The organism is Pantoea sp. MHSD4 (assembly GCF_021043305.1).
Classification (GTDB): Bacteria; Pseudomonadota; Gammaproteobacteria; order Enterobacterales; family Enterobacteriaceae; genus Pantoea; species Pantoea eucalypti.
Genome location: NZ_JAJNDH010000010.1, coordinates 37200 through 62567, shown reverse-complemented (window position 1 = coordinate 62567; position 25368 = coordinate 37200). Strand labels below are relative to the sequence as shown.

27 protein-coding genes are annotated in these 25368 nt (G+C 53.7%); 13 read left to right on the top strand and 14 right to left on the bottom strand.

Annotated features, from left to right (window positions below):
* Window positions 1-178 precede the first annotated feature (178 nt).
* The 5 genes from LQK91_RS20975 to rfaD are packed head-to-tail and all read right to left on the bottom strand — an operon-like array spanning window position 179 to window position 5236.
* The gene (locus LQK91_RS20975; protein WP_105100102.1) at window positions 179-1183 is read right to left on the bottom strand and encodes a glycosyltransferase family 8 protein; all 1005 of its coding nucleotides are present in this window, start codon (window positions 1181-1183) and stop codon (window positions 179-181) included.
* A 9-nt stretch (window positions 1184-1192) separates the two neighbouring features.
* Entirely contained in the window at window positions 1193-2269 is a 1077-nt protein-coding gene (locus LQK91_RS20970) for a glycosyltransferase family 9 protein (RefSeq protein WP_003851304.1), read from the bottom strand.
* Entirely contained in the window at window positions 2266-3243 is a 978-nt protein-coding gene (gene rfaC, locus LQK91_RS20965; RefSeq protein ID WP_003851302.1) for a lipopolysaccharide heptosyltransferase RfaC, read from the bottom strand. The genes LQK91_RS20970 and rfaC overlap by 4 nt, the downstream gene beginning before the upstream one ends.
* On the bottom strand, window positions 3231-4286 hold the full coding sequence (gene rfaF / locus LQK91_RS20960; protein ID WP_105100103.1) for an ADP-heptose--LPS heptosyltransferase RfaF: 1056 nt from the start codon (window positions 4284-4286) through the stop codon (window positions 3231-3233). Before rfaF ends, rfaC begins: the two co-directional genes overlap by 13 nt.
* A gap of 17 nt (window positions 4287-4303) precedes the next feature.
* On the bottom strand, window positions 4304-5236 hold the full coding sequence (rfaD, locus tag LQK91_RS20955) for an ADP-glyceromanno-heptose 6-epimerase (RefSeq protein WP_010258257.1): 933 nt from the start codon (window positions 5234-5236) through the stop codon (window positions 4304-4306).
* Between the two features lie 230 nt (window positions 5237-5466).
* Between rfaD and LQK91_RS20950 the strand changes: the two genes are divergently transcribed.
* Both LQK91_RS20950 and tdh read left to right on the top strand, forming a co-directional pair.
* Window positions 5467-6663 carry a glycine C-acetyltransferase gene (locus LQK91_RS20950; protein WP_008926948.1) on the top strand — a complete coding sequence of 399 codons (1197 nt, stop codon included), beginning with the start codon at window positions 5467-5469 and terminating at the stop codon, window positions 6661-6663.
* A gap of 10 nt (window positions 6664-6673) precedes the next feature.
* Window positions 6674-7702: an L-threonine 3-dehydrogenase gene (tdh, locus tag LQK91_RS20945; protein ID WP_105100104.1), complete on the top strand. Its 1029-nt coding sequence runs from the start codon at window positions 6674-6676 to the stop codon at window positions 7700-7702.
* A gap of 28 nt (window positions 7703-7730) precedes the next feature.
* Here the strand turns inward: tdh and LQK91_RS20940 are convergent, their stop codons facing one another.
* The 4 genes from LQK91_RS20940 to envC form a co-directional block, all read right to left on the bottom strand.
* Window positions 7731-8642, bottom strand: a complete 912-nt coding sequence (locus LQK91_RS20940; RefSeq protein WP_105100105.1) for a hypothetical protein — start codon at window positions 8640-8642, stop codon at window positions 7731-7733.
* Window positions 8635-9864, bottom strand: a complete 1230-nt coding sequence (locus LQK91_RS20935) for a glycosyltransferase (protein ID WP_105100106.1) — start codon at window positions 9862-9864, stop codon at window positions 8635-8637. Before LQK91_RS20935 ends, LQK91_RS20940 begins: the two co-directional genes overlap by 8 nt.
* 103 nt (window positions 9865-9967) lie before the next feature.
* Window positions 9968-10870 carry a divergent polysaccharide deacetylase family protein gene (locus LQK91_RS20930; protein ID WP_008926944.1) on the bottom strand — a complete coding sequence of 301 codons (903 nt, stop codon included), beginning with the start codon at window positions 10868-10870 and terminating at the stop codon, window positions 9968-9970.
* A 3-nt stretch (window positions 10871-10873) separates the two neighbouring features.
* Window positions 10874-12175: a murein hydrolase activator EnvC gene (gene envC, locus LQK91_RS20925; protein ID WP_003851287.1), complete on the bottom strand. Its 1302-nt coding sequence runs from the start codon at window positions 12173-12175 to the stop codon at window positions 10874-10876.
* 252 nt (window positions 12176-12427) lie between these two features.
* On the opposite strand from envC, the gene LQK91_RS20920 reads away from it, so the two are divergent.
* The 5 genes from LQK91_RS20920 to cysE all read left to right on the top strand — a co-directional run bounded on the left by LQK91_RS20920 (window position 12428) and on the right by cysE (window position 15548).
* The gene (locus LQK91_RS20920) at window positions 12428-12859 is read left to right on the top strand and encodes a rhodanese-like domain-containing protein (RefSeq protein WP_003851285.1); all 432 of its coding nucleotides are present in this window, start codon (window positions 12428-12430) and stop codon (window positions 12857-12859) included.
* A gap of 19 nt (window positions 12860-12878) precedes the next feature.
* On the top strand, window positions 12879-13133 hold the full coding sequence (gene grxC / locus LQK91_RS20915; protein ID WP_008926942.1) for a glutaredoxin 3: 255 nt from the start codon (window positions 12879-12881) through the stop codon (window positions 13131-13133).
* Window positions 13134-13171: 38 nt separating this feature from the next.
* Window positions 13172-13642 carry a protein-export chaperone SecB gene (gene secB / locus LQK91_RS20910; RefSeq protein ID WP_003851281.1) on the top strand — a complete coding sequence of 157 codons (471 nt, stop codon included), beginning with the start codon at window positions 13172-13174 and terminating at the stop codon, window positions 13640-13642.
* On the top strand, window positions 13642-14658 hold the full coding sequence (gene gpsA, locus LQK91_RS20905; RefSeq protein WP_003851280.1) for an NAD(P)H-dependent glycerol-3-phosphate dehydrogenase: 1017 nt from the start codon (window positions 13642-13644) through the stop codon (window positions 14656-14658). Before secB ends, gpsA begins: the two co-directional genes overlap by 1 nt.
* A 68-nt stretch (window positions 14659-14726) precedes the next feature.
* Entirely contained in the window at window positions 14727-15548 is an 822-nt protein-coding gene (cysE, locus tag LQK91_RS20900; protein ID WP_003851279.1) for a serine O-acetyltransferase, read from the top strand.
* Here the strand turns inward: cysE and trmL are convergent.
* The 3 genes from trmL to cpxR are packed head-to-tail and all read right to left on the bottom strand — an operon-like array spanning window position 15545 to window position 18125.
* On the bottom strand, window positions 15545-16018 hold the full coding sequence (trmL, locus tag LQK91_RS20895; RefSeq protein WP_003851277.1) for a tRNA (uridine(34)/cytosine(34)/5-carboxymethylaminomethyluridine(34)-2'-O)-methyltransferase TrmL: 474 nt from the start codon (window positions 16016-16018) through the stop codon (window positions 15545-15547). The genes cysE and trmL overlap by 4 nt on opposite strands.
* A gap of 35 nt (window positions 16019-16053) precedes the next feature.
* The gene (gene cpxA, locus LQK91_RS20890; RefSeq protein ID WP_003851276.1) at window positions 16054-17433 is read right to left on the bottom strand and encodes an envelope stress sensor histidine kinase CpxA; all 1380 of its coding nucleotides are present in this window, start codon (window positions 17431-17433) and stop codon (window positions 16054-16056) included.
* On the bottom strand, window positions 17430-18125 hold the full coding sequence (gene cpxR, locus LQK91_RS20885; protein WP_003851274.1) for an envelope stress response regulator transcription factor CpxR: 696 nt from the start codon (window positions 18123-18125) through the stop codon (window positions 17430-17432). Before cpxR ends, cpxA begins: the two co-directional genes overlap by 4 nt.
* A 148-nt stretch (window positions 18126-18273) precedes the next feature.
* Between cpxR and cpxP the strand changes: the two genes are divergently transcribed.
* The 6 genes from cpxP (at window position 18274) to LQK91_RS20855 (ending at window position 23778) form a co-directional block, all read left to right on the top strand.
* A complete protein-coding gene (gene cpxP, locus LQK91_RS20880) occupies window positions 18274-18783 on the top strand; it encodes a cell-envelope stress modulator CpxP (RefSeq protein ID WP_003851271.1) in 510 nt (169 codons plus the stop codon).
* A gap of 454 nt (window positions 18784-19237) precedes the next feature.
* Window positions 19238-19393 carry a general stress protein gene (locus LQK91_RS20875; protein WP_003851267.1) on the top strand — a complete coding sequence of 52 codons (156 nt, stop codon included), beginning with the start codon at window positions 19238-19240 and terminating at the stop codon, window positions 19391-19393.
* A 243-nt stretch (window positions 19394-19636) separates the two neighbouring features.
* Window positions 19637-20539, top strand: coding sequence for a CDF family cation-efflux transporter FieF (gene fieF / locus LQK91_RS20870; protein WP_003851265.1), 903 nt, complete (start codon window positions 19637-19639; stop codon window positions 20537-20539).
* 207 nt (window positions 20540-20746) lie between these two features.
* Complete coding sequence (gene pfkA, locus LQK91_RS20865; RefSeq protein ID WP_003851263.1) at window positions 20747-21709, top strand: 6-phosphofructokinase; 963 nt, start codon at window positions 20747-20749, stop codon at window positions 21707-21709.
* A gap of 144 nt (window positions 21710-21853) precedes the next feature.
* Complete coding sequence (locus LQK91_RS20860; protein WP_003851261.1) at window positions 21854-22843, top strand: sulfate ABC transporter substrate-binding protein; 990 nt, start codon at window positions 21854-21856, stop codon at window positions 22841-22843.
* Window positions 22844-23004: 161 nt separating this feature from the next.
* Window positions 23005-23778, top strand: coding sequence for a CDP-diacylglycerol diphosphatase (locus tag LQK91_RS20855; protein ID WP_003851260.1), 774 nt, complete (start codon window positions 23005-23007; stop codon window positions 23776-23778).
* Between the two features lie 28 nt (window positions 23779-23806).
* Here the strand turns inward: LQK91_RS20855 and tpiA are convergent, their stop codons facing one another.
* Entirely contained in the window at window positions 23807-24574 is a 768-nt protein-coding gene (tpiA, locus tag LQK91_RS20850) for a triose-phosphate isomerase (protein ID WP_105100107.1), read from the bottom strand.
* Window positions 24575-24694: 120 nt separating this feature from the next.
* Window positions 24695-25285 carry a DUF1454 family protein gene (locus tag LQK91_RS20845; protein ID WP_003851254.1) on the bottom strand — a complete coding sequence of 197 codons (591 nt, stop codon included), beginning with the start codon at window positions 25283-25285 and terminating at the stop codon, window positions 24695-24697.
* Window positions 25286-25368: the final 83 nt, after the last annotated feature.

The following is a 25368-nucleotide window of genomic DNA, read 5'->3' as shown; positions in this document are numbered from 1 at the left end:
AATAATGCGCTATATGCGCTTTTTTTACGCAATGAGGCCTTAAAGGTAAACAGATTATTATGCCGGTGTTCATTTGGCTTTTTATAAATGGTCGTGGCAAACAGCAGGTGGGATAAATGACGGGAAAGTCAGGCGCTGCAATAACAGCGCCCGAATCAATCTGATAAACCTGAGTGCGCTACTGTTCGCTCTGCTTAAAGAACTTGAGACTGACATACTTCATCATCCAGCCCATGCTTTCGGCATACTGCTTCTGATGCCACTTAATGCGGGCAAATCGCTTTATCTGTTTATAGTTGTCAGGCAAATCAAGCGGTTGTTCAGACCAGGGTGAGCGCTGGTAATAGCCGTAGTAGCGCCGGGCAAGGTCGCTGCCGGCCCACGCATGCCAGGGTTTGCATTTCCCGGTGTAGTGAATCATCACCGTGTCAGTGGGCACAGTAGAGTGGTCCCAGACTTTATTGGCGATGATGTCGTAAATCTGGTTATAACGGTCCGGCAGGATCAGAATCTCATCCTGAAGCACGATATTCAGCGCATCCTGATCGGGAAAGCCAAATTCAGCGCCCCGCGACACCAGCACGTCGGTAATACGCGCAGAGGTCTGCCTTTCGAGCCAGCGCGGAATATTGATCAGCATAAAGCCGGAGTTGAAATAGTGATGATGCTTCAGCCCGAGCTTCGCGCACTGATTCTGCCGCGCTCGCGGCGTGTCATTACAGGCCGCCAGCGTGTAATCCGTGAGATCCAGGGTAAACAGGGGAGAGTAATCGCCCACCACCAGGGTATCCGCATCAATATAGATCACCCGATCGCTGTAGCTCGCCACGGTTTCAGGGATCAGGAAGCGGTAGTGAATACTTTTGGGATAACGTCCGACGGAAGGCAGCTGCTCAACCCAGGCACTGCTAAAAATATGCAGTGTGATCGCCAGACGGTGGCCCGCGGCCAGCGAGCGCAGTTTTTCCACATCCTCATCGCGAAGCGAGTCTGAGAAAACATGGGCATGGAAAGCCGTATCGGGATGATGGCTGAGAAGTGAAAACAACGTAATGCCCAGGCCGCGCGCGTAGGCATGGTTAATGCCAAACGCAACGTGAACCGGATTATCATCCGTGTCAGCAAGCGTGTTAACCAGCAGCTGACTTTGCTGAACGGCCTCAGTAAGAGGGGTAATTGCCATTACGCTTCACTATTCCAGATTATGAGTAATAAACGTTTGTATTCTAGTCAGTTTATCATGATCCAGCTCGAATAATTTTTCAGCGGGTTGCTCAAACCTATAAGGAGCGGAAAAAATGAACGACGATGCAGCAATATTTTCCGGTCCTATAAACAGTGCATTATGGACCGGACGCTGTTCTCTGATATCACATGGCCCATAAAGCACGATCACCGGGATCTGCTGCGCATCCGCAATATAGGCATTGCCAGAGTCAGAGCAGATGTAGAAATCCATTTGAGAAATGGCCCAGGGAACCTCTTCCAGCTTTAGCTCACCAATCAGACTGACAATATTCTCTTTTGGGCCGGTCAGGCTCAGTAACTCATCCAGCCATGGCTGCTCGGCTGGCGGGCCAAACACATAAAAGGTGCAGGGCAGGTCAGACAGCGACGTCATCAGCTGCTGCCAGATGCTGGCAGGAATCGTCTTGGCCTTGTTACCGGCAGAAATACTGATGCCTATTTTAATGCCGCTGCGTGGATTCAGCAGCGCAGCGGGCGGCGCAGGCGGCTGCCAGAGTGGCGAGGTCGCATGTTTGGGAAAATCGGTATAGCGATAGTCGCGGTTAATCAGCTTCAGGTAACTGTCGAGCGTTAAATCTGTCTTCGCGTGGTCGACAATGCCGCTGGCGCTGCGATAGAAGGTTTTATGGTAGGACTTACGCACATAGGTGCGCAGAAACTGCTTGTTCGGTGCGTTGCATAACGCGGCAAAGAACAGGTTTACGCTATTTGGCTGCACCAGATAAACGTTGTCATAGCGGTTCATCAGGGTGAACGCGAGCTTCAGTTTGGTAAAAAAGCTGCGCTTTGCGTCTTCAATCAGAAAATAGCGGCTGACTGTGTCATCGTGACGCGCCAGCGGCTCCACCGCTTTGCTGATCAACAGCTCAGACTGACCCAGCGCGCGCAGCATCGGGGTGATATTGATAAAATCACCGATCTTCGCCGTCTGGATGATTAAGCTGCGACCCGTTGGCCGGTAGAACAGCCGCATAATCGCCCGGAAAGGCAGCAGCAGCAGGTAGATCAACACATAGTTCATGGCGTGTTTTCCGTAATAACGGCCTGCAGTTTTTCTGCCACCGAGTCAGCGGTCAGCTCCGCCAGACGATGATTCGGGGCGCTCAGAGCCTGTTGGTTCTGCCCGTAACCGCCAATCAGGCCGGGATCGGTCGGGCCATACAGCGTCAGATTGGGACGATCCAGTGCCGCCGTCAGATGGCTCAATCCGGTATCTACCGAGACCACCGCCCGCGCGCCTGCCAGCTGCTGGGCTATCGCGTCCAGCGTCAGCTTAGGCAGCACATCGACATGTCCGAATCCTTCTGCAAGCCGCAGTGCACGTTGATGCTCATGCTCAGCACCCCAGGGCAGTTTCACCCGCAGACCGCTCGGCTGCATCAGTTCAATCAGCTGTCGCCAGTGTGATTCCGGCCAGTGCTTGTTGTCACGGGTTGTAGCATGCAGAAAGACCAGGTAATGCTGTGCGTCAGCGGGCAGATGATGCAGGAAGTGCCCGGCAATTGCGTAGTCACCCTGGTGTTGCGGCTTTTCATAGCCCAGGCTTTTGGCGAAGAGTTCGCGCGTTCGCTCAACCGCGTGCTGCCGTTTACTCACCTCATGGCGGACGTCATACCACCAGCTGGCAAACGGCTCACGCGCGCTGCGGCTGTCCTGTCCATGCTTCACCCCTTTCGATAAACGGGTGACCAGTGCGGCACTCTTGATCAGCCCCTGCGCATCAATCACGACATCATACTCACGTGACTGTAACTCGCGCTTAAACTGCACGCGCTCTTCACGCTGCTGACTGCCAAACCAGTGTTTGCGCCAGCGGCGAATCGCGACCGGTAACACCTTATCGACGGCGGGATGCCAGCCAGGGATCTGCGCAAAATTCTCTTCCACCACCCAGTCGAAACGGATGCCGGGAATAGCATGCATTGCATCGGTCAGAGCAGGGAGCGAATGCAGAACATCGCCCATGGAAGAGGTTTTAACAATCAGGACGTGCATGGCACCTCCTGTGGCACGAGCAGTTCGCTCAGCGTCTGATGTACGCGCTCAGGCTGGATATCGATCAGGCTCTGGTGATAACCCTGTTCGGCATCGCCTTTGCGCACTTTGTGATAGCCAGTAATCAGGCGAATAATGCGCGCCTGACGTGCCAGCGGCGGCGTGAAGTCAGGGCTGCTGGGGCCATAGAGCGCGACGAGTGGACGATCCAGCGCCGCGGCAATATGCATCAGTCCGGAGTCGTTGCTGACCACAGCACGGCATTGCGCCAGCAGAATGACCGCCTGTTCCAGCTGGGTTTCGCCTGCCAGATTACGGCAATGGCCGCGCGCCGCTTCAGGCAGCGCAGCGATAATCTCTTCACCTGTCGGGCGATCTTTAGCAGAGCCGAACAGCACGATCTGGAAGCCGTCAGCAATCAACTGGCTCGCCAGCGTGGCGTAATGATAGTGTGGCCAGCGTTTGGCCGGACCAAATTCAGCGCCCGGACAAAAACCGATAATCGGACGGGGCGCCGCAAGCTGAAACTGTGCAGCCGTTTCAATCTTTTCCTGCTCTTCAACCTGCAATTTCGGCCATAACAGCGGCTGTGGCAGTTGCGCCGCCGAGGCAACAGGCGTGTCGTAGCCCAGCGCAACGTAGCGCTCAACCATCAGCGGAAAGGCGGCTTTATCCAGCACCCGCAAATCGTTCAGCAGGCCATAACGCATTTCACCGCGCCAGCCGACGCGGCGTTTTATTCCGGCGAAGAAGGGGACCAGCGCCGACTTAAAGGAGTTAGGCAGCACATAAGCACGGTCGTAGTGACTGGCGCGCAGCACTTTTCCCAGACGGCGACGCTCACCAATTTCCAGTGCGCCATGCCCTAGCGGCATCGCCAGCGCCTGATTCACCTCCGGCATGCGTGAAAGCAACGGACGGCACCACGCAGGTGCCATCACGTCGATCACTGCATCCGGATGTTCGGCCTTGAGTGTGCGATAGAGACTTTGCGACATCATCATATCGCCGACCCATGACGGGCCGATTACCAGAATTTTCATCGCCGGAGCAGCTTCCTTTATGCGTTGCGGTTCAGCCAGACCATATAGTCAGCAACGCCCTGGGCCACTGTTTTAAATGGCTTGTCGTAACCCGCGGCGCGTAGCTTAGTGAGATCGGCCTGGGTATAAGCCTGATAACGTCCTTTGAGTTTTTCCGGGAACGGAATGTACTCAATCTGGCCTTTCTGATGGAATTTCAGGACCGCATCAGCCACTTCCTGGAAGGATTCGGCGCGGCCTGTGCCACAGTTGTAAATTCCGGAGACGCCATTTTCCCAGCACCACAGGTTCACTTCCGCCACATCATCAACGTGAATGAAGTCACGTTTAAAGCCGTCACTGCCTTCAAACAGTTTTGGATTTTCATCGTTGCTGATCTGCGTGTTCAGATGGAAAGCCACACTTGCCATGCTGCCTTTATGGCCTTCACGCGGTCCGTAGACGTTGAAATAGCGGAAGCCGCACACCGGCGAATTCGCTTCCGGCAGCATCTGGCGGACATAGTGGTCGAACAGCATTTTGGAGTAGCCATAGACATTCAGTGGCTGCTCATACTGGCGCTCTTCAATGAAATTCTCGTTGCGTCCGCCGTAGGTCGCAGCAGAAGAGGCGTAGAGGAACGGGATCTCGCGCTCAAGACAGAAGTGAAGCAACTCTTTGGAGTACTGATAGTTGTTTTCCATCATGTACTTGCCATCCCACTCAGTGGTGGAGGAGCAGGCACCCTGATGGAATACCGCTTCGATCGGGCCTAAATCATCGCCCGCCATTACGCTCATCAGGAACTCTTCTTTGTCCATGTAATCGACGATATCCAGGTCGACTAAATTGGCAAACTTGGTGCCATCCTTCAGATTATCCACCACCAGAATGTCGGTGTGACCGCGATCGTTCAGCGCTTTGACGATGTTGCTGCCAATCATTCCTGCGCCGCCAGTTACGATAATCATGTTGTTACCTTCAACGTTGTGGGGTGAAACAGGAGGTTTCACACACGAATACCTCACATCATAACATTTCATCAGGGTGCAGACAGCCAGATGACTCTGTAACGCTTTGTGTGTACATCCGCGCGGCGTGAACTATGCTGCAAAAATGACATTCTGTTGGGCGATTTATCGTGAAGAAGCGGCCTGTTCAGTAAGATATGCCAGATTTTTGCCATCTGAGGAGAGCAATGATGCCTGCGCAATTTTATCAACAACTTCGTCAGCAACTTGATGATGCACGTCAGGAAGGACTGTTTAAACAGGAGCGGATCATCACCTCTGCCCAGCAGACGGAGATCGCAGTGGGCAGCGATCCGGCAGTGATTAACTTCTGCGCCAATAACTATTTAGGTCTGGCGAACCATCCGGCGCTGATTCAGGCGGCGAAAGCGGGGATGGATTCGCATGGTTTTGGCATGGCGTCGGTGCGCTTTATCTGCGGCACCCAGGATAGTCATAAGCAGCTGGAAAAGCGGCTGGCAGATTTTCTGGGCATGGAGGATGCCATTCTTTACTCCTCCTGTTTCGATGCCAACGGTGGCCTGTTTGAAACCCTGCTTGATGCCCAGGATGCAATAATTTCCGACGCGTTGAATCACGCCTCCATTATTGATGGCGTCCGGCTGTGCAAAGCGCAGCGATATCGCTATGCCAATAATGACATGGTGCAGTTGCGCGCCTGTCTGCAGGAAGCGCGCGATAAAGGTGCCCGTCATATTTTGATCGCAACTGATGGCGTCTTCTCTATGGATGGGGTGATTGCGAATTTGCCCGCCATCTGCGATCTGGCAGATGAGTTCTCCGCGCTGGTGATGGTGGATGACTCCCATGCGGTGGGCTTTGTCGGGAATGCCGGACGCGGAACCCATGAATATTGCGACGTCATGGGTCGGGTCGACATCATTACCGGCACGCTGGGTAAAGCGCTGGGCGGCGCGTCCGGAGGCTACACTGCAGCAAAAGCTGAAGTAGTGGAGTGGCTGCGTCAGCGCTCCCGTCCTTATCTGTTCTCCAACTCACTTGCCCCGGCTATTGTAGCTGCCTCGCTGCGGGTGCTGGATCTGCTCAGCGAAGGCGATGGGCTGCGTCAGCGTCTGTGGGATAACGCCCGTTACTTCCGGGAGCAGATGACGGCCGCGGGCTTTACGCTGGCCGGTGCCGACCACGCCATTATTCCGGTGATGCTGGGTGAAGCCAGCGTCGCCCAGCAGTTTGCCCACCTGCTGCAGCAGGAAGGTATCTACGTGACCGGTTTCTTCTATCCGGTGGTGCCAAAAGGTCAGGCACGCATTCGCACCCAAATCTCTGCGGCGCACACCCAGCAACAACTGGAGCGTGCGGTGGCGGCCTTTACCCGCATCGGCAAACAACTGGGCGTCATCGCCTGAGGAGTCCGTCATGAAAGCACTCGCCAAACTGAAGAAGGAAGAGGGCATCTGGATGGTGACCGATGCGCCGGTTCCTGAGCCCGGTCATAATGATCTGCTGATTAAAATTCGTAAAACCGCCATCTGCGGCACCGATGTCCATATCTATAACTGGGATGACTGGTCACGCAAAACCATCCCGGTACCGATGATTGTCGGTCATGAATATGTGGGTGAGGTGGTTGCGACAGGACAGGAAGTGAAAGGCTTTACGATTGGCGATCGGGTCTCAGGTGAGGGGCATATCACCTGTGGGCACTGCCGCAACTGCCGCGCTGGACGCACGCATCTATGCCGGAATACGATGGGCGTGGGCGTTAACCGCCAGGGGTGCTTCGCGGAATATCTGGTCATTCCGGCCTTCAATGCGTTCAAAATACCCGACAATATTTCTGATGAGCTGGCGGCAATCTTCGACCCCTTCGGCAACGCCGTACATACCGCACTGTCGTTTGATCTGGTCGGCGAGGATGTGCTGATCTCCGGCGCAGGCCCAATTGGCATTATGGCTGCAGCGGTCTGTCGCCATGTCGGCGCACGTAACGTTGTGATCACGGACATCAATGAGTACCGCCTGGAGCTGGCGCGGAAAATGGGTGTCACGCGTGCGGTCAATGTGGCGAATGAGAACTTGCGGGATGTGATGCATTCACTGGGTATGACGGAAGGGTTTGATGTCGGTCTCGAAATGTCCGGTGCACCGCCTGCGTTTCGTAGCCTGCTGGAGGTGATGAACCACGGCGGGCGCATCGCACTGTTGGGCATTCCGCCGGGTGAAATGGCGATCGACTGGAATCAGGTGATCTTCAAAGGGCTTTTTATCAAGGGAATTTATGGCCGCGAAATGTTTGAAACCTGGTACAAGATGGCAGCACTGATCCAGTCCGGTCTTGATTTAACGCCAGTGATTACCCATCGTTTTGGCATTGACGATTTCCAGCAGGGCTTTGATGAGATGCGTTCAGGACGTTCGGGAAAGGTGATACTGAACTGGAATTAAAACAACGGCCGCCGGGGCGGCCGCCTGATTAGCCTTGCTTTTTCTCTTCATCGGTCAGGTAGCGGACTTTACGCGTATAGTCCTGGCCTTTAAAGTTCAGCGGCTGTTGCGGATCGGTCAGGTATTTTTGCCATTCCGACAACGGGAATCCGCCGTGAGCGCCAACCACTTCAGGTGGGATCACCGCCGACTGTCCGCCAATTTTCTTCGAGACTGGCCAGTTAGCCCATTCCCCCAGATTGACGGTTTTAATATCCAGCATGTCCAGTAACACCGCCAGCGGGAGCTGATCGGTAGGCGGCTGGCTGTCGTTCATTAAATTCCAGGTATCATTAAACAGCGTCAGCCACAGCGGTGAAATACGCTGCCAGACTTCTCGCGTAGCAGCCAGGTAAGCGCCGTTAACGTGGTCTGTCAGATAGGGCCTGATACTATGCGGATAATAGGCGGGAATCGCTTCATCCGGCGCTCCCTCCAGCTTGGCAATCATTTTCCCCTGACGAAAACTGGAGTAAAGATGGCCTGGACCCATCATGATTTCAGGCATCTTAAGCAGATTGAGGTCGGAATCGATCATCAGAATGCCGTCGCCTTTTGCCTGCAGGGGCGCCTGCAATTTGATTAAACGGCTGCGATAGATCTGTTTGTAACGGTAGCTCTCTTCCCGGTGTGGGACATCCAGCGTTGCCACGCGGGTTTTTACGGGCAGGCTGCCAAAGGCGTGAGTGGGCTGATCGCTGACTATCACAATCTCTTCTGCTTCTGTCGCAAAGCGCGCCGCAAAATCAGCACTGAGCAGGGCTTCTTCAATATAGTCCGCGCCAGTGCAGGGAATCACGACAGACGTGACCGGCACAGTGCCCTGAACCGCTCTATTCGAATAAGGCAGGTTATGGCGCGCTCTGATATGACGGTAACGGGGATTCAAAAAATTAAGCATGAGGTTTCTTTTTGGCGACGCTTTGCAAAATATTCTCGACGCCGCTGATATAGGTTTCTATAGCGTACTGTTCACGTACGCGTTTCGCTGCCGCATTGGTCAGGCGCTGACGTAACTCCGCATCCTGCCACAGCGCAGTCAGATGCTGTGTCAGTTGCACCACGTTGCCATAATCAAACAGCAACCCGGTTTCATCATGACTGATCAATTCGGCAGTGCCGACTACGCGGGAGCCCACGACGGTGGTATTTACCAGCATCGCCTCCAGCACAACCCGTGGCAAGCCTTCACTGCGTGAGGCAAGAATAAAGGTATCAAAGGTTGTAAGGTAATCCATCGCATTGTTCTGGAAGCCCGTAAAGACCACGTGATGCTGGATGTTCTCTGCGGTAGCCAGTTGCAACAGATGCTGAAGCTCCGGGCCCGCTCCGACAATCATCATTCGCCAGTCTGCATCGGGGTTGGCGCGTTTAAAACGGCCCAGAGCCTGCAGAATGTGGTGATTAGATTTACGTAATATCAGGGAGCCGATCGTGCCAAACACAAAGGTCGACGGAGAGAGTTTAAAACGCTGGCGTACGTCAAGACGGCTGGGCAGAGGCTGGTGGATATCGATAGCATTACTGACGGTAAAACAGCGCTCCGCTTCCACGCCATGGCGGCGTAAGGTGTCACTAACACCCTGTGACACGGCAATGACCGCCTGACAATCCTGATTAACCATGTTAACCAGCCGCGGTTCCAGAACCGGATCGATACGGCAGTGCTGAACCACCGCTACCGGCAGGCTGCGCGCCGCCAGATAACCTTCCACATTGGTGCTGGGCTGGTTATTCATGTAGAGCGTGTCAAATTTCCCCAGTTGCAGCAATGAATTGATTTTGATGGCATTAGGCATAATGCGCCAGTGTGTATCAACTTTATCAATGGTGCGTTTCCTGAGTTTTTTATTGAAAAACAGCAGCGCCCGTGCGGCTTCTTTTATAAATTTGGCCCAGCGTGGTTGCCTGATTTGCGGAATAAAAAAGACCGGAATAGCCAGCGCATTCAGCGTGGCTTCGATGGTTTCGTCGTTGCCACGGCTGTAGTTGTGATAGAAGCAGCAGGTAATATCGAACTTTTGACGATCGATACGTTTCAACAGCTCCAGCATGCTGTTGGTGCCGCCGCCCCACTCTCTGCCGTTGTCCAGCAGCAGGATTTTTTGTTTATTAATCGTCATCCCTACACTGTTCCCGCAAAGCCCGTTATTGCCCGACCCAGGATTATAGTAATTTCTGTGCATAAATGAACGCTAAGCTCAGCACTTAGCATTCATGGCAAATTCAGAACAGATTTTTCAGCGTCTTAAACAGCGGACTGTTATTCACACTTTCGGCAATGACCGTCAAGGCTCTGGTCGCCGGAACCGGCGTCAGCGGCTGCTTCGGTTTACATATGTCGGCAGGCCGGAAGCGTGGCGTCACCGGTTTTGTCGGTGCCACAGGCGTCCGTGCGTTGTTGTGAAGAGATTCGTTCAATAGCTCGCTGGGGCGAACCAGCGTAATGTCGGCTGGCAGCGTGGGTAACATCTGCTGCAGCACCCGTACGGTGTTAGGGTGAGGATGCCCAATGGCAATGGCGTACCCATCGCGCTGCGCCAGCTTTACCGCCCGACTGAACTGCTGGCGGATGGCGTTGATATCCTGGCTGTCATCAAGGAAGACCCGGCGTTTTAACACTTTGACCTGGGTACCCTGAGCGGCAGGAATAGCCTGACTATTGGCGATGGTCATGCTATCAAGAAAGTAGAGATTATAGTGGTTCAGCGCCTGCATCACCTTCTGCATACCGGGCAGGCTTGAGGTCATCCTGCTGCCCATATGATTGTTCAGACCCACGGCATAAGGCACGTTGTTAACCGCATTGCGCATGATGCGGGCGACCTCTTCGCTGCTCATCTCCGGCGTTAAGGTATCTTTTTCCAGCGGCTGTTTGCTCAGCGGCGCCATGGGCAGATGGATCAACACTTCGTGACCCCCCTGATGCGCTTTAATTGCCATTTCACGGGCATGGGGTGCGTTGGGTAATACCGCTACTGAAATAGCCTGGGGCATCTGCAGGACCTTGTTCTCTTCTGCAGGGCGATAGCCAACATCATCAATGACAATGGACAGTTTGCCCGCCTGCGCAGCGGAGCAGAACAGCAGGGCGCTCATCAGAACGGGGAGTTTTCGACGTTGCAGCAAAACTTATTTTCCTAACCACGGGAGTGGATTGACGGCCTGTCCCTGACGTCGGATTTCAAAATAGAGCGATGGGGTACCGCGGCCACCACTGGTGCCCACCAGTGCAATAGGCTGTCCTGCCTTCACCTGCGTACCCACGCTCACCAGCGCACTTTGGTTGTAGCCATACAGACTCATATCACCTTTACCGTGTTCCAGCACCACCACCAGACCGTAGCCCTGTAACCAGTCGGCCATCAGCACACGGCCATCGGCGATAGCTTTCACCTCGGTACCTTCCCGCGCATCAATTACCAGGCCTTTCCAGCGAAGTTCACCCTGTAGTTGTTCACCAAAGCGATGTTCAATGCGTCCGCGAACCGGCCACAACGCCTGACCGCCCGCACGACCGAGCCCACCAGTACGCGCCACCAGTTCGCGTTCGCTCTGGGTCGGCTGATAGCTGGAGCCTTTGGCTTTCGCCTGCGCCTGACGCTGACGCACTTTTTCAGCCTCACGCGCTTCGCGGGCTGCACGCTCGCGCGCCTCACGTTCCGCCCGGGCGATTTTATCCTGCAGACGGCTTTCATTCTGGCGCATCTCGACCAGATCGGCCTGATCTTTTTCCAGCGCGCTTTCCAGCGACGTCAGGGTTTTTTTACGTGCTTCGCTCGCCTGTTGCAGCTTCTGCTGCTGGCCCTGCTGCTGTGCCAGTAAGTCTTTCTGCTGCTGTTGCTTTTGCTCAAGTGTGACGCGTTGCTGATTTAAGTCCTGACGCGTCTTTTGCAGCGATTCAATGCTTTTCTGGCGGGCAGCATTCATATAACCAAAATAGGCCAGAATACGCTCACTGCGCTGGCTCTCTTCACCGCCCATCAAAAGCTGTACTCCGTTGTGCTTACCCTGACGAAACGCCGCATCAAGCTGCTCGGATAACAGGCTTTCCTGTTGGGTTTGCTGTTTTTCAAGACGGGCGATGGAGGTGGTGAGCTGTTTGATCTCACTATTCAGGGCGCTGAGGCTATTGCGGGTGTCACGCAGCTGACGGCTTGCCTGCGCGATGATTTTTTCCTGGCTTTGCAGCTGATCCAGTAATTTGCTGCGTTGCACCTTCTGCGCTTTGACGCTTTTCTCTTTCTCAGCAATGTTTTGCTGGATGGACTGCAGCTGAGATTTGCTGTCTTCTGCACTTTGGGCTGCGGCAGGCAATAACAGTGCCCCCGCACAAAGCAGGCTAAGGGAGAGGCTGGACAGGTGTATGAACAACGGCAGGTTATCGCCGTTGCGACGGGTCCTTGTGTGCGAAACGGTTGTTTTTCCCTTCATAGGCCAATGATTATTCCACGATGAACCGCCGCTTACCAGTGCTCCCCACTGGCATTTGCTTTTCCAGTTATGTCTACTTTCGCAATGACATACATTAAGCCTTACGCCATTTTTGCTATTCAGCCACTTTTTTTGGAAAATGGCGCACAAATCGATACTCTGGCCGCATAGCATCTGTACATGCGAAGTGGCGCAGGTATACTCAGAACCCTTGTTTTAGCTTATTAGCCCGGTCTGGAGTCGTTACCCCTCATGCAAGAAATTATGCAGTTTGCAAGCAATCACCCCATCCTGAGTCTGGCATGGGTCGTTTTACTCGTTCTGGTGATTGTGACTACCGTTAAAGGAATGTTCTCTAAGGTAAAAACGATCAGCCGCGGTGAAGCAACCCGCCTGATTAACAAAGAGGACGCGGTAGTGGTAGACGTGCGTTCGCGCGACGATTTCCGCAGAGGGCATATTTCAGGCGCTGTAAATGTGGCAGCCGCTGAGATTAAAAAAGGCAACATCGACGAACTGGCAAAGCACAAAGCGCAGCCCATAATTGTGGTATGTGCAACCGGACAAAGCGCGGGTGATTCTGCTGCGCACCTGAGCGCTGCAGGCTTTGAGCAGGTTTCAGTGCTGAAAGACGGTATCAGTGGCTGGAGTGGTGAAAATCTGCCATTAGTCCGCGGTAAATAATCATACAGAGGTGTTGATCATGGCAAATGTTGAAATGTATACCAAGGCCACCTGTCCTTACTGCCATCGGGCGAAGGCGCTGTTAACGCAAAAAGGCGTATCGTTTCAGGAGATCCCTATTGATGGGGACATGGCGAAACGCGAAGAGATGATCAAGCGTAGCGGCCGTACCACCGTGCCTCAGATTTTTATTGATGCGCAGCACATTGGCGGCTGCGATGACTTATTCGCACTCGATAATCGCGAAGGTTTAGATCCCTTACTGCAGGCGTAATTTTACGCCGGACAATCTCATACATAGGATTTGGTCACATGTCAGAACATAACTCGAACGAAATGCAATTCCAGATTCAGCGCGTCTTCACCAAAGACATCTCTTTTGAAGCGCCTAATGCCCCGCAGGTTTTCCAGAAAGAGTGGGAACCGGACGTTAAACTGGATCTGGACACTGCATCTTCTCAGCTGGCTGACGAAGTTTACGAAGTGGTACTTCGTGTGACTGTAACCGCGACTGTGGGCGAAGAGACGGCTTTCCTGTGTGAAGTTCAGCAGGCCGGTATCTTCACCATCAGCGGTATCGAAGGAACGCAGATGGCACATTGCCTGGGTGCATACTGCCCGAACATTCTGTTCCCGTACGCTCGCGAATGCATTACCAGCCTGGTATCCCGTGGTACCTTCCCGCAGCTGAACCTGGCACCGGTTAACTTTGATGCGCTGTTCATGAACTATCTGCAGCAGCAGCAAGGTGAAGAAGGTGCTGAACCACATCAGGATGCCTGATGGAAACTCACGCTTCGATTAGCGTCATCGGTGCCGGTTCTTACGGCACCGCTTTGGCGATTACGCTGGCCCGTAACGGCCATCCGGTGCTGTTGTGGGGACATAACCCGACGCATCTGGCTCAACTTCAGAATGACCGCTGTAACACCGCTTTCCTGCCCGATGTGCCGTTTCCCGACAATCTTTCCCTTGAATCTGATCTGACCAAAGCTATTGCTGCCAGCCGCGACTTATTGATCGTGGTGCCGAGTCATGTCTTTGGCGATGTGCTGCAGCAGATCAAGCCTCATCTGCGACCAGACTCACGCATTGTCTGGGCGACTAAAGGGCTGGAAAAAGAGACGGGTCGTCTGCTGCAGGATGTGGCGCGTGAAATTGTCGGCGATACTATTCCGCTGGCCGTCATCTCCGGACCCACTTTTGCGAAAGAACTGGCAGCCGGATTACCGACCGCCATCGCGCTGGCCGCAACGGATGCGCAGTTTGCAGACGACCTGCAGCAGAAACTGCACTGCGGTAAGAGCTTCCGTGTTTATAACAACCCTGACTTTATTGGCGTCCAGCTCGGCGGCGCAGTAAAAAACGTGATTGCTATCGGAGCCGGAATCTCCGACGGAATAGGTTTTGGCGCGAATGCGCGTACCGCACTGATCACCCGCGGTCTGACTGAAATGAGCCGGTTAGGTGCAGCGCTGGGTGCCGATCCCACGACGTTTATGGGCATGGCCGGTCTGGGCGATCTGGTACTGACCTGTACTGATAATCAGTCGCGTAACCGCCGTTTTGGCATGATGCTGGGCCAGGGCGAGGATGTAGATAGCGCACAACGCATTATCGGACAAGTTGTAGAAGGCTATAGAAACACCAAAGAAGTCAAGGCATTGGCTGCGCGGCTGGGTGTGGAAATGCCGATTACCGAGCAGATTTATCAGGTGCTGTATTGCGAAAAACCGGCGAGAGATGCAGCATTGAGCTTGCTGGGACGCACAAGGAAGGACGAAAACAGCACTGGCTAACGCAGGACGCGTAGCATCATTACCTGCAGCGCCCATTCAGGCGCTTTTTTTATCGGGAGAAAGCAGCAATGTCGTCTGATGAGTTAGAACTGGTCTGGAACAATATCAAAGCAGAAGCGCGTGCCCTGGCTGATTGTGAGCCGATGCTTGCCAGCTTCTTCCACGCGACATTGCTAAAACATGAAAATCTCGGTAGCGCACTGAGTTATATGCTGGCCAACAAGCTGGCTAACCCGATTATGCCCGCCATCGCCATTCGTGAAATCGTTGAAGAAGCCTATCGTGAAGATCCGTCGATGATTATGTCAGCGGCTTACGATATTCAGGCTGTGCGTCAGCGCGACCCGGCAGTGGATAAATACTCTACGCCGCTGCTCTACCTTAAAGGTTTTCACGCCTTACAGGCCTACCGCATTGGCCACTGGCTGTGGAATGAAGGCCGACGCGCACTGGCGGTTTACCTGCAGAACGAAATCTCTGTCTCCTTTGCCGTCGATATTCACCCCGCCGCCCATATTGGCCACGGCATTATGCTCGACCATGCCACAGGCATAGTGATTGGTGAAACCGCCGTGGTGGAAAATGATGTTTCGATTCTGCAATCGGTGACGCTGGGCGGTACCGGCAAAACCAGTGGAGACCGTCATCCGAAAATCCGTGAAGGGGTGATGATTGGTGCCGGCGCGAAAGTCCTTGGCAATATTGAAGTCGGCAAGGGAGCAAAAATCGGTGCCGGTTCCGTGGTGTTACAGCCCGTGCCGCCGCACACCACTGCCGCAGGCGTTCCCGCGCGTATCGTCGGTAAGCCAGGCAGTGAGAAGCCGTCGATGGATATGGATCAGCACTTCAATGGCAGCCTGGCCGGTTTTCAGTTTGGCGACGGCATCTAGTCTTTGATCAGCGCGCCCGCGTAATCAAGCTGGCGCCACGCTTCATAAACCACAACCGATACAGCATTCGACAAATTCATACTCCGGCTTTCTGCTCTCATCGGGATGCGGATTTTTTGCTGCGCCGGTAACGCGGCCAGGATCTCGGCAGGCAATCCGCGGCTCTCCGGCCCAAACAGCAGATAATCGCCCGCCTGATAGGCGACGGCGCTGTGTGCAGGCGTCCCTTTGGTCGTCAGTGCAAACAGACGCTCAGGCGACTCAGTGGCGATAAACGCCTGATAGTCAGCATGGAATTTGATGGCGGTGAATTCGTGATAATCCAGCCCGGCGCGACGTAAGCGCTTGTCATCCCAGGCAAAGCCGAGCGGCTGAATCAAATGAAGCTGAAAGCCCGTATTGGCGCAAAGGCGGATGATATTGCCGGTATTCGGCGGAATTTCTGGTTCAAACAAGACAATGTTAAGCATAAGGCCCCCGATGACAGGGGCCGAAGCATAGCAAATTATTGACGGCCGGAGGAGTAGAGCGGCAACCAGAGGGTCAGACGCAAACCGCCTAATGGACTGTCATCGGCTTTAACCCAGCCGCGATGTTGCTGCACGGCCGTTTCGACAATTGCCAGGCCAAGACCGGTGCCGCCTGATTCGCGATCGCGCGCTTCATCGGTTCGATAGAAAGGACGGAAAATCTGTTCACGATCTTCCGGACTCACGCCAGGACCATCATCATCGACGTGGACCGTGATACCGGAAATATCAACGGAGAAGCTGACGCTGATGTGCGTGTGTGAATAGCGCAGCGCATTGCGCACAATATTTTCCAGCGCACTCTCCAGCGCATGAGGGTTCCCATAAAGCGGCCACGGGCCTGGCGGATAGGGGATATCCATCTTCTTGCCCATCTGCTCAGCTTCGAAACGGGCATCTTCCAGCACCCCATTCCACAATTGATTTGCCTTCATTGCTTCGCTGACCAGCGCATTTTTATGCTGGGTGCGGGAGAGCACCAACAGATCGTTAATCATGCCATCGAGACGCTGTGCTTCCATCTCAATGCGGCCCAGCTCTTTACCTTCACCCTGACGCCGACGCAGCAGGGCGGTAGCCAGTTGCAGGCGGGTCAGTGGGGTGCGAAGTTCATGACTGATATCCGATAACAGACGTTGCTGACCGGTCATCATCCGTTCCAGCGCACTGACCATCTGGTTAAAGCTGGAACCCGCAGCCAGAAACTCCTGCGGACCCGACTCCAGTTCCGGATGCTGACGTAGATTCCCGCTTGCGACTTCGTCAGCAGCATATTTCAGCTTACGTGCCGGACGTGCCAGGCTCCAGGCCAGCCACAGCAGCAGCGGTGAGCTGATGAGCATGGTGACGATAAGCAGCAGCAACGGACGGTCAAACAGCAGATTGACGAAGTCGAGCTGAGAGCTATTGGCGGGACGGATCATGTAAAGCTGGTAGTTATCTTCGCCATCGCGAACGGCAAAAGGCCCTACCAGCTCAACGCGACCATATTTCTTCTTCTGAGGATGATCGGCATTGTCAGACTGGCCGATAAAATTGCGGATAACCTGCATTTCATTATGTTGCGCGCCAATCACCCGACCTTCACTGGTTACTAACAGCAGCCGCTGACCCGGCGGTGCCCATTTTTCCACGGCACGAAACAGACGACGCCACCACATCAGATCGTTAGGGGGATCCTGTGACAGCTCTGCTTCAACGTGTTGCTCAATCATGATGCCCTGCCGCTGTTCACTTTCCAGCAGCGAGGTCATCTGTCGTGAATCGAGCTTGGGAACCATCAACACCAGCATCAACACCAGCGCCAGCGTCAACCAGAAGATGGCGAAGATACGGGTGGTCAGACTTCCAATCATGATGCGGAAACCATCAGGTAGCCACGGCCACGTAAGGTTTTAAACCAGGGATGACCATCACGGCGCTCAGGCAGCTTGCGACGCAGATTCGAGATATGCATATCAATGGCACGGTCAAAAGGTGTCAGGCGTTTGCCCAGCACTTCCTGGCTCAGATGTTCACGCGACACGACCTGGCCCAGGTGCTGCGCCAGCAGATAGAGCAGGGTGAATTCTGTGCCGGTCAAATCCAGCGTAACGTCATCAAAACTGGCCTCCTGACGGCCGGGATTGAGTCTCAGACAGTCCACTTCCAGTGTGGGCGAGCTGTTGTCGTGTTGCTGCTGTTCACTCCAGTTAGAACGCCGCAAAATAGCGCGGATACGCGCCACCAGCTCGCGATCGTTAAACGGCTTAGGCAGATAGTCATCTGCGCCCAGTTCGAGGCCCAGAACACGATCCAGCTCGCTGCCGCGCGCCGTTAGCATGATGACGGGGGTTTGATGTTGCTGACGCAGTTCTTTCAGAGTGTCGATACCGTTTTTCTTCGGCATCATGACATCCAGTAAAAGCAAATCAATCGAGTTATCGATCAGGTTCAGCGCTTGTTCACCATCACTGGCGACGACCACTTCAAACCCTTCCATTTCTAACAGTTCTTTCAAAAGCGAAGTTAATTCGCGGTCGTCATCTACCAACAGGATTTTATTCATTTTTGTAGCCCTCCGCAGGCAAAATACCGTGTTCCTGGCGCACCTATCCATCGCTTTACGTAGTTTTACACCCCCTGACGGATGTTTGCAGCTGTCGCCGTACACTGGCTCTCGTTGAATCGCAAAACGGAACGAACTGGAGTATACGATGCGCAAATTAACCGCCGTCGTCCTTGCCTCAGCGATGGCTCTGAGTGTCGCCAGCGCAGATGCTAAAGATGCGACGACGATTGACGAGATGCATCATGGCGGATTGCCGACAGGCAGTATGACGCAAAATCCGCAAAGCCACATGTTCGACGGCATCGAGCTGACTGAAGAACAGCGTCAGCAGATGCGAGACCTTATGCAACAGGCAAGACATGATCGCCCGGTCGTTCATATTGACGATATCGCTGCATTACACGAATTAGTGACTGCAGACCAGTTTAACGAAGCGGCCATTCGCCAAAAGGCGGAAGTCATCGCCAGAGTTCAGGTTGAACAACAGGTCGAGATGGCGCGCGTACAGAATCAAATGTTTCAACTGCTAACGCCGGCCCAGCAGTCCGCGTTACAGAAAAATTACCAGCGGCGACTTAACGAGCTGCGACAGTTTTCGAATTTGCAGTCAGCTTCATCGCTGCAGGCAGTGAGTAGTACCAGCAGTAACCAGTAATATAGTATCCCTGTTTTCCTTGCCATAGACACATCCCTGTCTTCCCCCACCATGATGGTGGGGGTTTTTTTTATCTTTTTTTCACTTTTTTTATTTTGACAGGAATCATCACCGCACAACAAAACCCCCGTTTTATTAGCGCTTGTCGGGAATTTGTTGGGAAGAATCGCTGATTTCTTAATATCTGGAACATGCTGTAAATTTAAGCGAGCCGGTGAGCATTTTTTCATCATGAAAATATCATAACTTACTGAAACTAAATGAATTGCAGACAAGTCATTAACATTTTAATTATATTTTTCAGTGAGATACATTCCCCGCGTTACGCTTGCTGGTTCAGTCACACCTTCTACACTAAATCTTGTCACTGCAGGGAAGTTAAGTGTCTTTGCGAAGTCTCAGGGAGCAACAACCACATTATGTAGTCCTGATAAATCTATTAACGGAGTAAGTTATGGCAGAGCATCGTGGTGGTTCAGGTAATTTCGCAGATAATCCGCAAAAAGCGTCTGAAGCTGGCAAAAAAGGCGGACAGAACAGCGGCGGCGGAAATTTCAAAAACGATCGTGAAAAAGCATCTGAAGCCGGGAAAAAAGGCGGCAAAAAGTAGTCGCCGACACGTTCCTGGAATTAGCCCGCGGCTGAAAGTAGCCAGGCAATGATGTGTATAACACTTCGCCCCGTCCTTCCCAGGCCGGGGCTTGTTTTTTGTACCTGCTTATTCCTGTCGCGATTTCAAAACAGCCTTCTTCATCGAATGACCTCCTAAGCACAGCCCGCCTCCCGGTGTTAAACTTCAGCCATTCATCTCTTTAAGTGTGCATCTTCACTGATGCTGCATAGGGAATCTGGCATGCAACACTCTTATGGCCGACTGGTAAAGCGTGCTGCGCTCGCGGCCACCATTCTTGCGTCTGTGCTGTTACTCGTGAAAATTTTTGCCTGGTGGTACACCGGTTCAGTGAGTTTGCTGGCTTCACTGGTGGACTCGCTGGTGGATATCGCTGCATCGCTAACCAACCTGCTGGTGGTGCGCTATGCGCTGCAGCCTGCTGATGAAAATCACACGTTCGGGCACGGCAAAGCGGAGTCGCTGGCGGCGCTGGCACAAAGTATGTTTATCTCCGGCTCGGCACTGTTTCTGTTTCTGACCGGCCTGCAGCATCTTGCCTCCCCCAGCGAGATGCGGGCGCCGGGTGTTGGTATTGTAGTAACCATTGTGGCACTGAGCTCAACGCTGGTACTGGTTGCCTTTCAGCGCTGGGTAGTGCGTAAAACCCGCAGTCAGGCCATTCGGGCTGACATGCTGCACTATCAATCCGACGTCATCATGAATGGCGCCATACTGATTGCGCTGGTGCTGAGCAGCTATGGCGTTGTACGGGCGGATGCCCTGTTTGCGCTGGGGATTGGTGTTTTCATTCTTTATAGCGCATTGCGGATGGGCTACGAAGCCGTACAGTCATTGCTGGATCGCGCATTGCCGGAAAATGAACGGCAGCAAATCCTGACGCTTGCGACAAACTGGCCGCAGGTGCAGGGCGTACATGATCTGCGAACCCGGCAGTCCGGCCCGACCAAATTTATTCAGCTTCATCTGGAACTGGAAGATCAGCTGCCACTGGTTCAGGCGCATCGGGTTGCCGACCAGGTTGAGAAAGCATTACGCAAAGAATTTCCCGGGTCTGACGTAATTATCCATCAGGATCCCTGTTCTGTGGTACCGTCTGAGACCAGGGACTCTTTAGGTTTTTAACGTAAATGAATCAAATCGATACGGAAGGGATGACGTAGCGCTAACTTTGCTGCAAAAAATAGTGAAAAGTTGTCTGACCTGAATCAATTCAGCAGCAAGCCTTTGATATACTATCTGCCATCACATGTCGCGCTAATCGTGAAATGATCTTCTGCAGCGATCGACAGGCAGGATTAACCCTTAGTTTTGAACAATCCAGAGGTTGTCATGATCAAAAAAATTGGTGTATTAACCAGCGGCGGTGACGCCCCAGGCATGAACGCAGCTATTCGTGGAGTGGTACGTTCCGCGCTGAGTGAAGGACTGGAAGTTTTTGGGATCTATGATGGCTATCTGGGATTGTACGAAGATCGCATGATCAATCTTGATCGCTACAGCGTCTCCGACATGATTAACCGCGGCGGCACTTTCCTGGGCTCAGCGCGTTTCCCCGAGTTCCGTAATGAAGATGTGCGCCAGGTTGCCATTGAGAACATGAAAAAGCGCGGCATTGATGCACTGGTGGTGATTGGTGGTGACGGATCTTACATGGGTGCTAAGCGCCTGACTGAAATGGGCTTCCCCTGCATTGGTTTGCCAGGCACCATCGATAACGATGTGGCCGGAACGGATTACACCATCGGTTATTTCACTGCACTGGAAACCGTGGTTGAAGCGATTGACCGTCTTCGCGACACCTCTTCCTCGCATCAGCGTATCTCGATTGTTGAAGTGATGGGCCGCTACTGTGGCGATCTGACCCTGGCGGCGGCGATTGCCGGTGGCTGCGAGTTCATCGTCCTGCCAGAATTCCCGTACACCCGCGAAGAGCTGGTAGCGGAAATCAAAGCAGGCATCGCCAAAGGTAAAAAGCACGCTATCGTGGCGATTACTGAGCACATCTGCGATATCGACGACCTGGCGCGTTTCATTGAAACAGAAACCAAACGTGAAACCCGTTCGACCGTTCTGGGCCATATTCAGCGTGGCGGTGCACCTTGTGCGTATGACCGTATCCTGGCGTCACGCATGGGCGCTTACTCCATTGAACTGCTGATGCAGGGTTACGGTGGCCGTTGCGTGGGTATTCAGAATGAGAAGATGGTGCATCACGACATCGTCGACGCGATTGAAAACATGAAACGTCCGTTCAAGCGCGACTGGCTCGACACGGCGAAAAAACTCTACTGATTCTTCTGCGGGGGTGTGCTGCACAGCATGCCCCGGCATATCCCCGCTATATTCCCCCCGGTTATAACAGCTTATTTTTAATTCTTTTAGCTCTGTAATGGTTTATGTCACGCTTAGCCCATAACGACATTGGGAGAGTGCGTAATGAACAAGTGGAGTATCGGCGTTACCCTGTTGCTGGCCTCAACCAGCGTTCTGGCGAAAGACATTCAGCTGTTAAACGTTTCCTACGATCCAACCCGTGAGCTGTACGAACAGTACAACAAAGCGTTCAGTGCGCACTACAAACAGGAAACCGGCGATAATGTCGTGGTCCGTCAGTCGCACGGTGGCTCCGGCAAGCAGGCAACTTCAGTGATTAACGGCATCCGTGCGGATGTGGTTACGCTGGCGTTGCAATCGGATGTCGATGCTATTGCAGAACGCGGTCGTATTGATAAGAACTGGATTCAGCGTCTGCCAGACAACTCCGCGCCTTACACCTCCACCATTGTCTTCCTGGTCCGCAAAGATAATCCCAAGGGCATTCACGACTGGAGCGACCTGACCAAACCCGGCGTGTCCGTGATTACCCCAAACCCGAAAACCTCTGGCGGCGCACGCTGGAACTATCTGGCGGCCTGGGGCTGGGCGCTGGATCATAACAACGGCGATCAGGCCAAAGCGCTGGCGTACGTCAGAGCGCTGTTTAAAAACGTTGAGGTGCAGGATTCCGGTGCACGCGGCGCAACTAACACCTTCGTTGAACGCGGGATTGGTGATGTGCTGATTGCCTGGGAAAACGAAGCTTATCTGGCGGTTAACAAATTGGGTAAAGACAAGTTCGAGATTGTCACCCCGAGCGAATCGATTCTGGCTGAACCCACCGTGTCCGTGGTCGATAAAGTGGTAGATGAAAAGGGAACGCGCAAAGTCGCAGACGCCTATCTGAAATACCTCTACTCGCCAGAAGGTCAGACTATCGCTGCTCAGAACTACTATCGTCCGCGTGATGCTGAAATCGCGAAGAAATTTGCCAGCCAGTTTGCGCCGGTGAAGCTGTTTACCATCAAGGACAAATTTGGTGGCTGGGCAGAGGCTCAGAAAGCGCACTTCGCCGATGGCGGCAGCTATGACCAGGTCATGAAACCGTAATACGTTGCGGTCAGCGCTCCCTGCGCTGACCGCTCACCCGCAACAATCCCACCTTTCTCTTTTCTCTGCCCGGCTGCTGACTGATCTGCCCGAATTCCCCGTGACATTTTTTTCCCGCCAGGCGAGGATGCAGGCTGCTAAACCATTCAGGAAGCGTTGTTATGCCGACACATCGTCGTGCAACCAGTCTGGTTGCGGTTCTGCTGGTGCTGGTCATTGCGGGGATACTGGTTGCCGCACTGCATTTCAAAAAGAACAGTGATGCGCTGTGGCAGATTGTCAGCGAGAAATGTGTGCCTCATCAGCAGAGCAGCGGAGACCCGGCGCCCTGTCAGCGTGTCGATCAGCAGCATCGCTATGCCATGCTGAAAGATATGAATGGGCCGTTGCAGTATCTGCTGATCCCGCTCGACAAAATCACCGGCATCGAAAGCCCACGGTTACTGCAACCCGCTACGCCCAACTACTTTGCCCTTGCCTGGCATGAACGCTCTCTGCTTGCAGAGCGACGCGGCTCTCCCATTGATGATCGGGTTCTTTCACTGGCGATCAATTCACAGTATGGCCGTACGCAGAATCAACTCCATATTCATCTCTCCTGTCTGCGACCCGATGTGCGTCAGCAGCTGGATCGGCTGACGCCGCAGCTTAGCGGTCAGTGGCAGGACATTACGCTGCGTAAGCACCGCTACTGGCTGCGAGCTCTGACGCCAGATGAACTGACTCAGCAGAGTGCCTTTATCCGGCTGGCCGATGAGCGGCCAGAGGCGCGCACAGAGATGGGGAAATATGGTCTGGCACTGGCGGAATTAAGCGATGGGCGACTGGTGCTGATGGCGATAGAGCGGAACTGGCTGCTGCTGAACAGGGGTTCGGCGGAGGAAGTGCAGGATCACGCCTGTGAGCTGATTGCGCCCATAAAAAAGGCGGCTTAAGCGCCGCCCTTGACCGGAATGCTAATGCTTAGGCGCTTTTTGCCGCCGCCGCTGCTTTAACGATTACCGCGAAAGCATCTGCTTTCAGTGACGCACCGCCAACCAGCGCGCCATCGATATCAGGCTGGGTGAACAGCTCAGCAGCATTCTTGTCGTTCACTGAGCCGCCATACTGAATGATGATTTGTTCTGCGATAGCCGCATCTTTCTTCGCAATATGATCACGAATGAATTTGTGCACGGCCTGTGCCTGAGCAGGGGTCGCAGATTTGCCGGTACCGATGGCCCAGACGGGCTCATACGCGATAACCGCATCTTTAAACGCTTCGGCGCCCTGCGTTTCCAGAACGGCATCCAGCTGACGAGCGCAGACTTCTTCGGTTTTACCCGCTTCGTTTTCCGCTTCGGTTTCACCAATGCACAGCACAGGAACCAGGCCCACTGACTTCAGCACCGCATATTTCTTCGCGATGAACTCGTCGCTCTCTTTGTGATAAGTGCGGCGTTCTGAGTGACCGATGATGATATATTTCGCGCCGATATCTTTCAGCATCTCTGCGGAAACTTCACCGGTAAACGCGCCAGACAGGTTAACGTCCACGTTCTGCGCACCCAGTGCGATGTGGCTACCGGAGATGGCATGTTTTGCCTGCTCGAGATAGAGCGCTGGCGGTGCAATGGCCACGCCACAACCGTCAACGCCAGAGAGTTCCTTGCGCAGACCCGCGATCAGTTCAGCAGTGAGTTGCTTGCTGCCATTCAACTTCCAGTTACCCATAACCAGTGGATGTCGCATTCTATCCTCCGCATAACGCGATACATGAAAAATCGCTGCCAGCTGGCAGCGTTGTCTGCGAAACAGTATAGAGATCAAATGTAGCGATGGCTTTGCTTTTCGTCATTTTCAGCGACATCTTCAGGGGGGAGCAAGCGCAAGTTTTACCGGCTCGACAGCGAAGGTTAGCCCCTTGTCGCCGTTATCAGCGACCACAAAGCGAAGCGCGCCATCGACCTGCGCAAAGTAAGGCAAATCCTTGCCCTCCTTCAGTAAGCTCTCCAGCTTTTTGCGTCCCTCGTCTGCACCTAATCCCGGTACAAAGAAGCGCAGCATAGCGGTCATGTAGGCCATGGCTTTTTGCTCAGAGGCGTTCTGATCCGGGCCAGGCAGTGGCAGCCAGGTGATCTGCAGCGTCTTGATTTTGCCGGTACCGGGCTCCAGCGCGGTAGACGCATAGAGCGTCTCGTTAATTTTGCTGGCAGCACGCGTCAGGTTACTTTTGTCGCCCCGATTATCAATGGCGCGATATTCCGGCAGCATCAGCGTCGCATTAGCCAGATTATACTTTTCGCGAAACTGGCCGATAGTCATATCAAAGGTGGGCGCACCCGCCAGCAGGTAGGGCGCGGTGGGTAATGCATCGGGCCGTTCCTGCGGTGGCGGATCGGCGGCAAAGACCGGAACCGTCAGCGCAAACGATAACAGCAGTGCGCCAGGCAAATTCTTCATTTTGTCGATCCTAACCCGTAAACTCAGGCGCAAATTAAAACGGTTTTTATCCGCGAGGTCAAAAGCGCGGCGGTTCTTTTCTC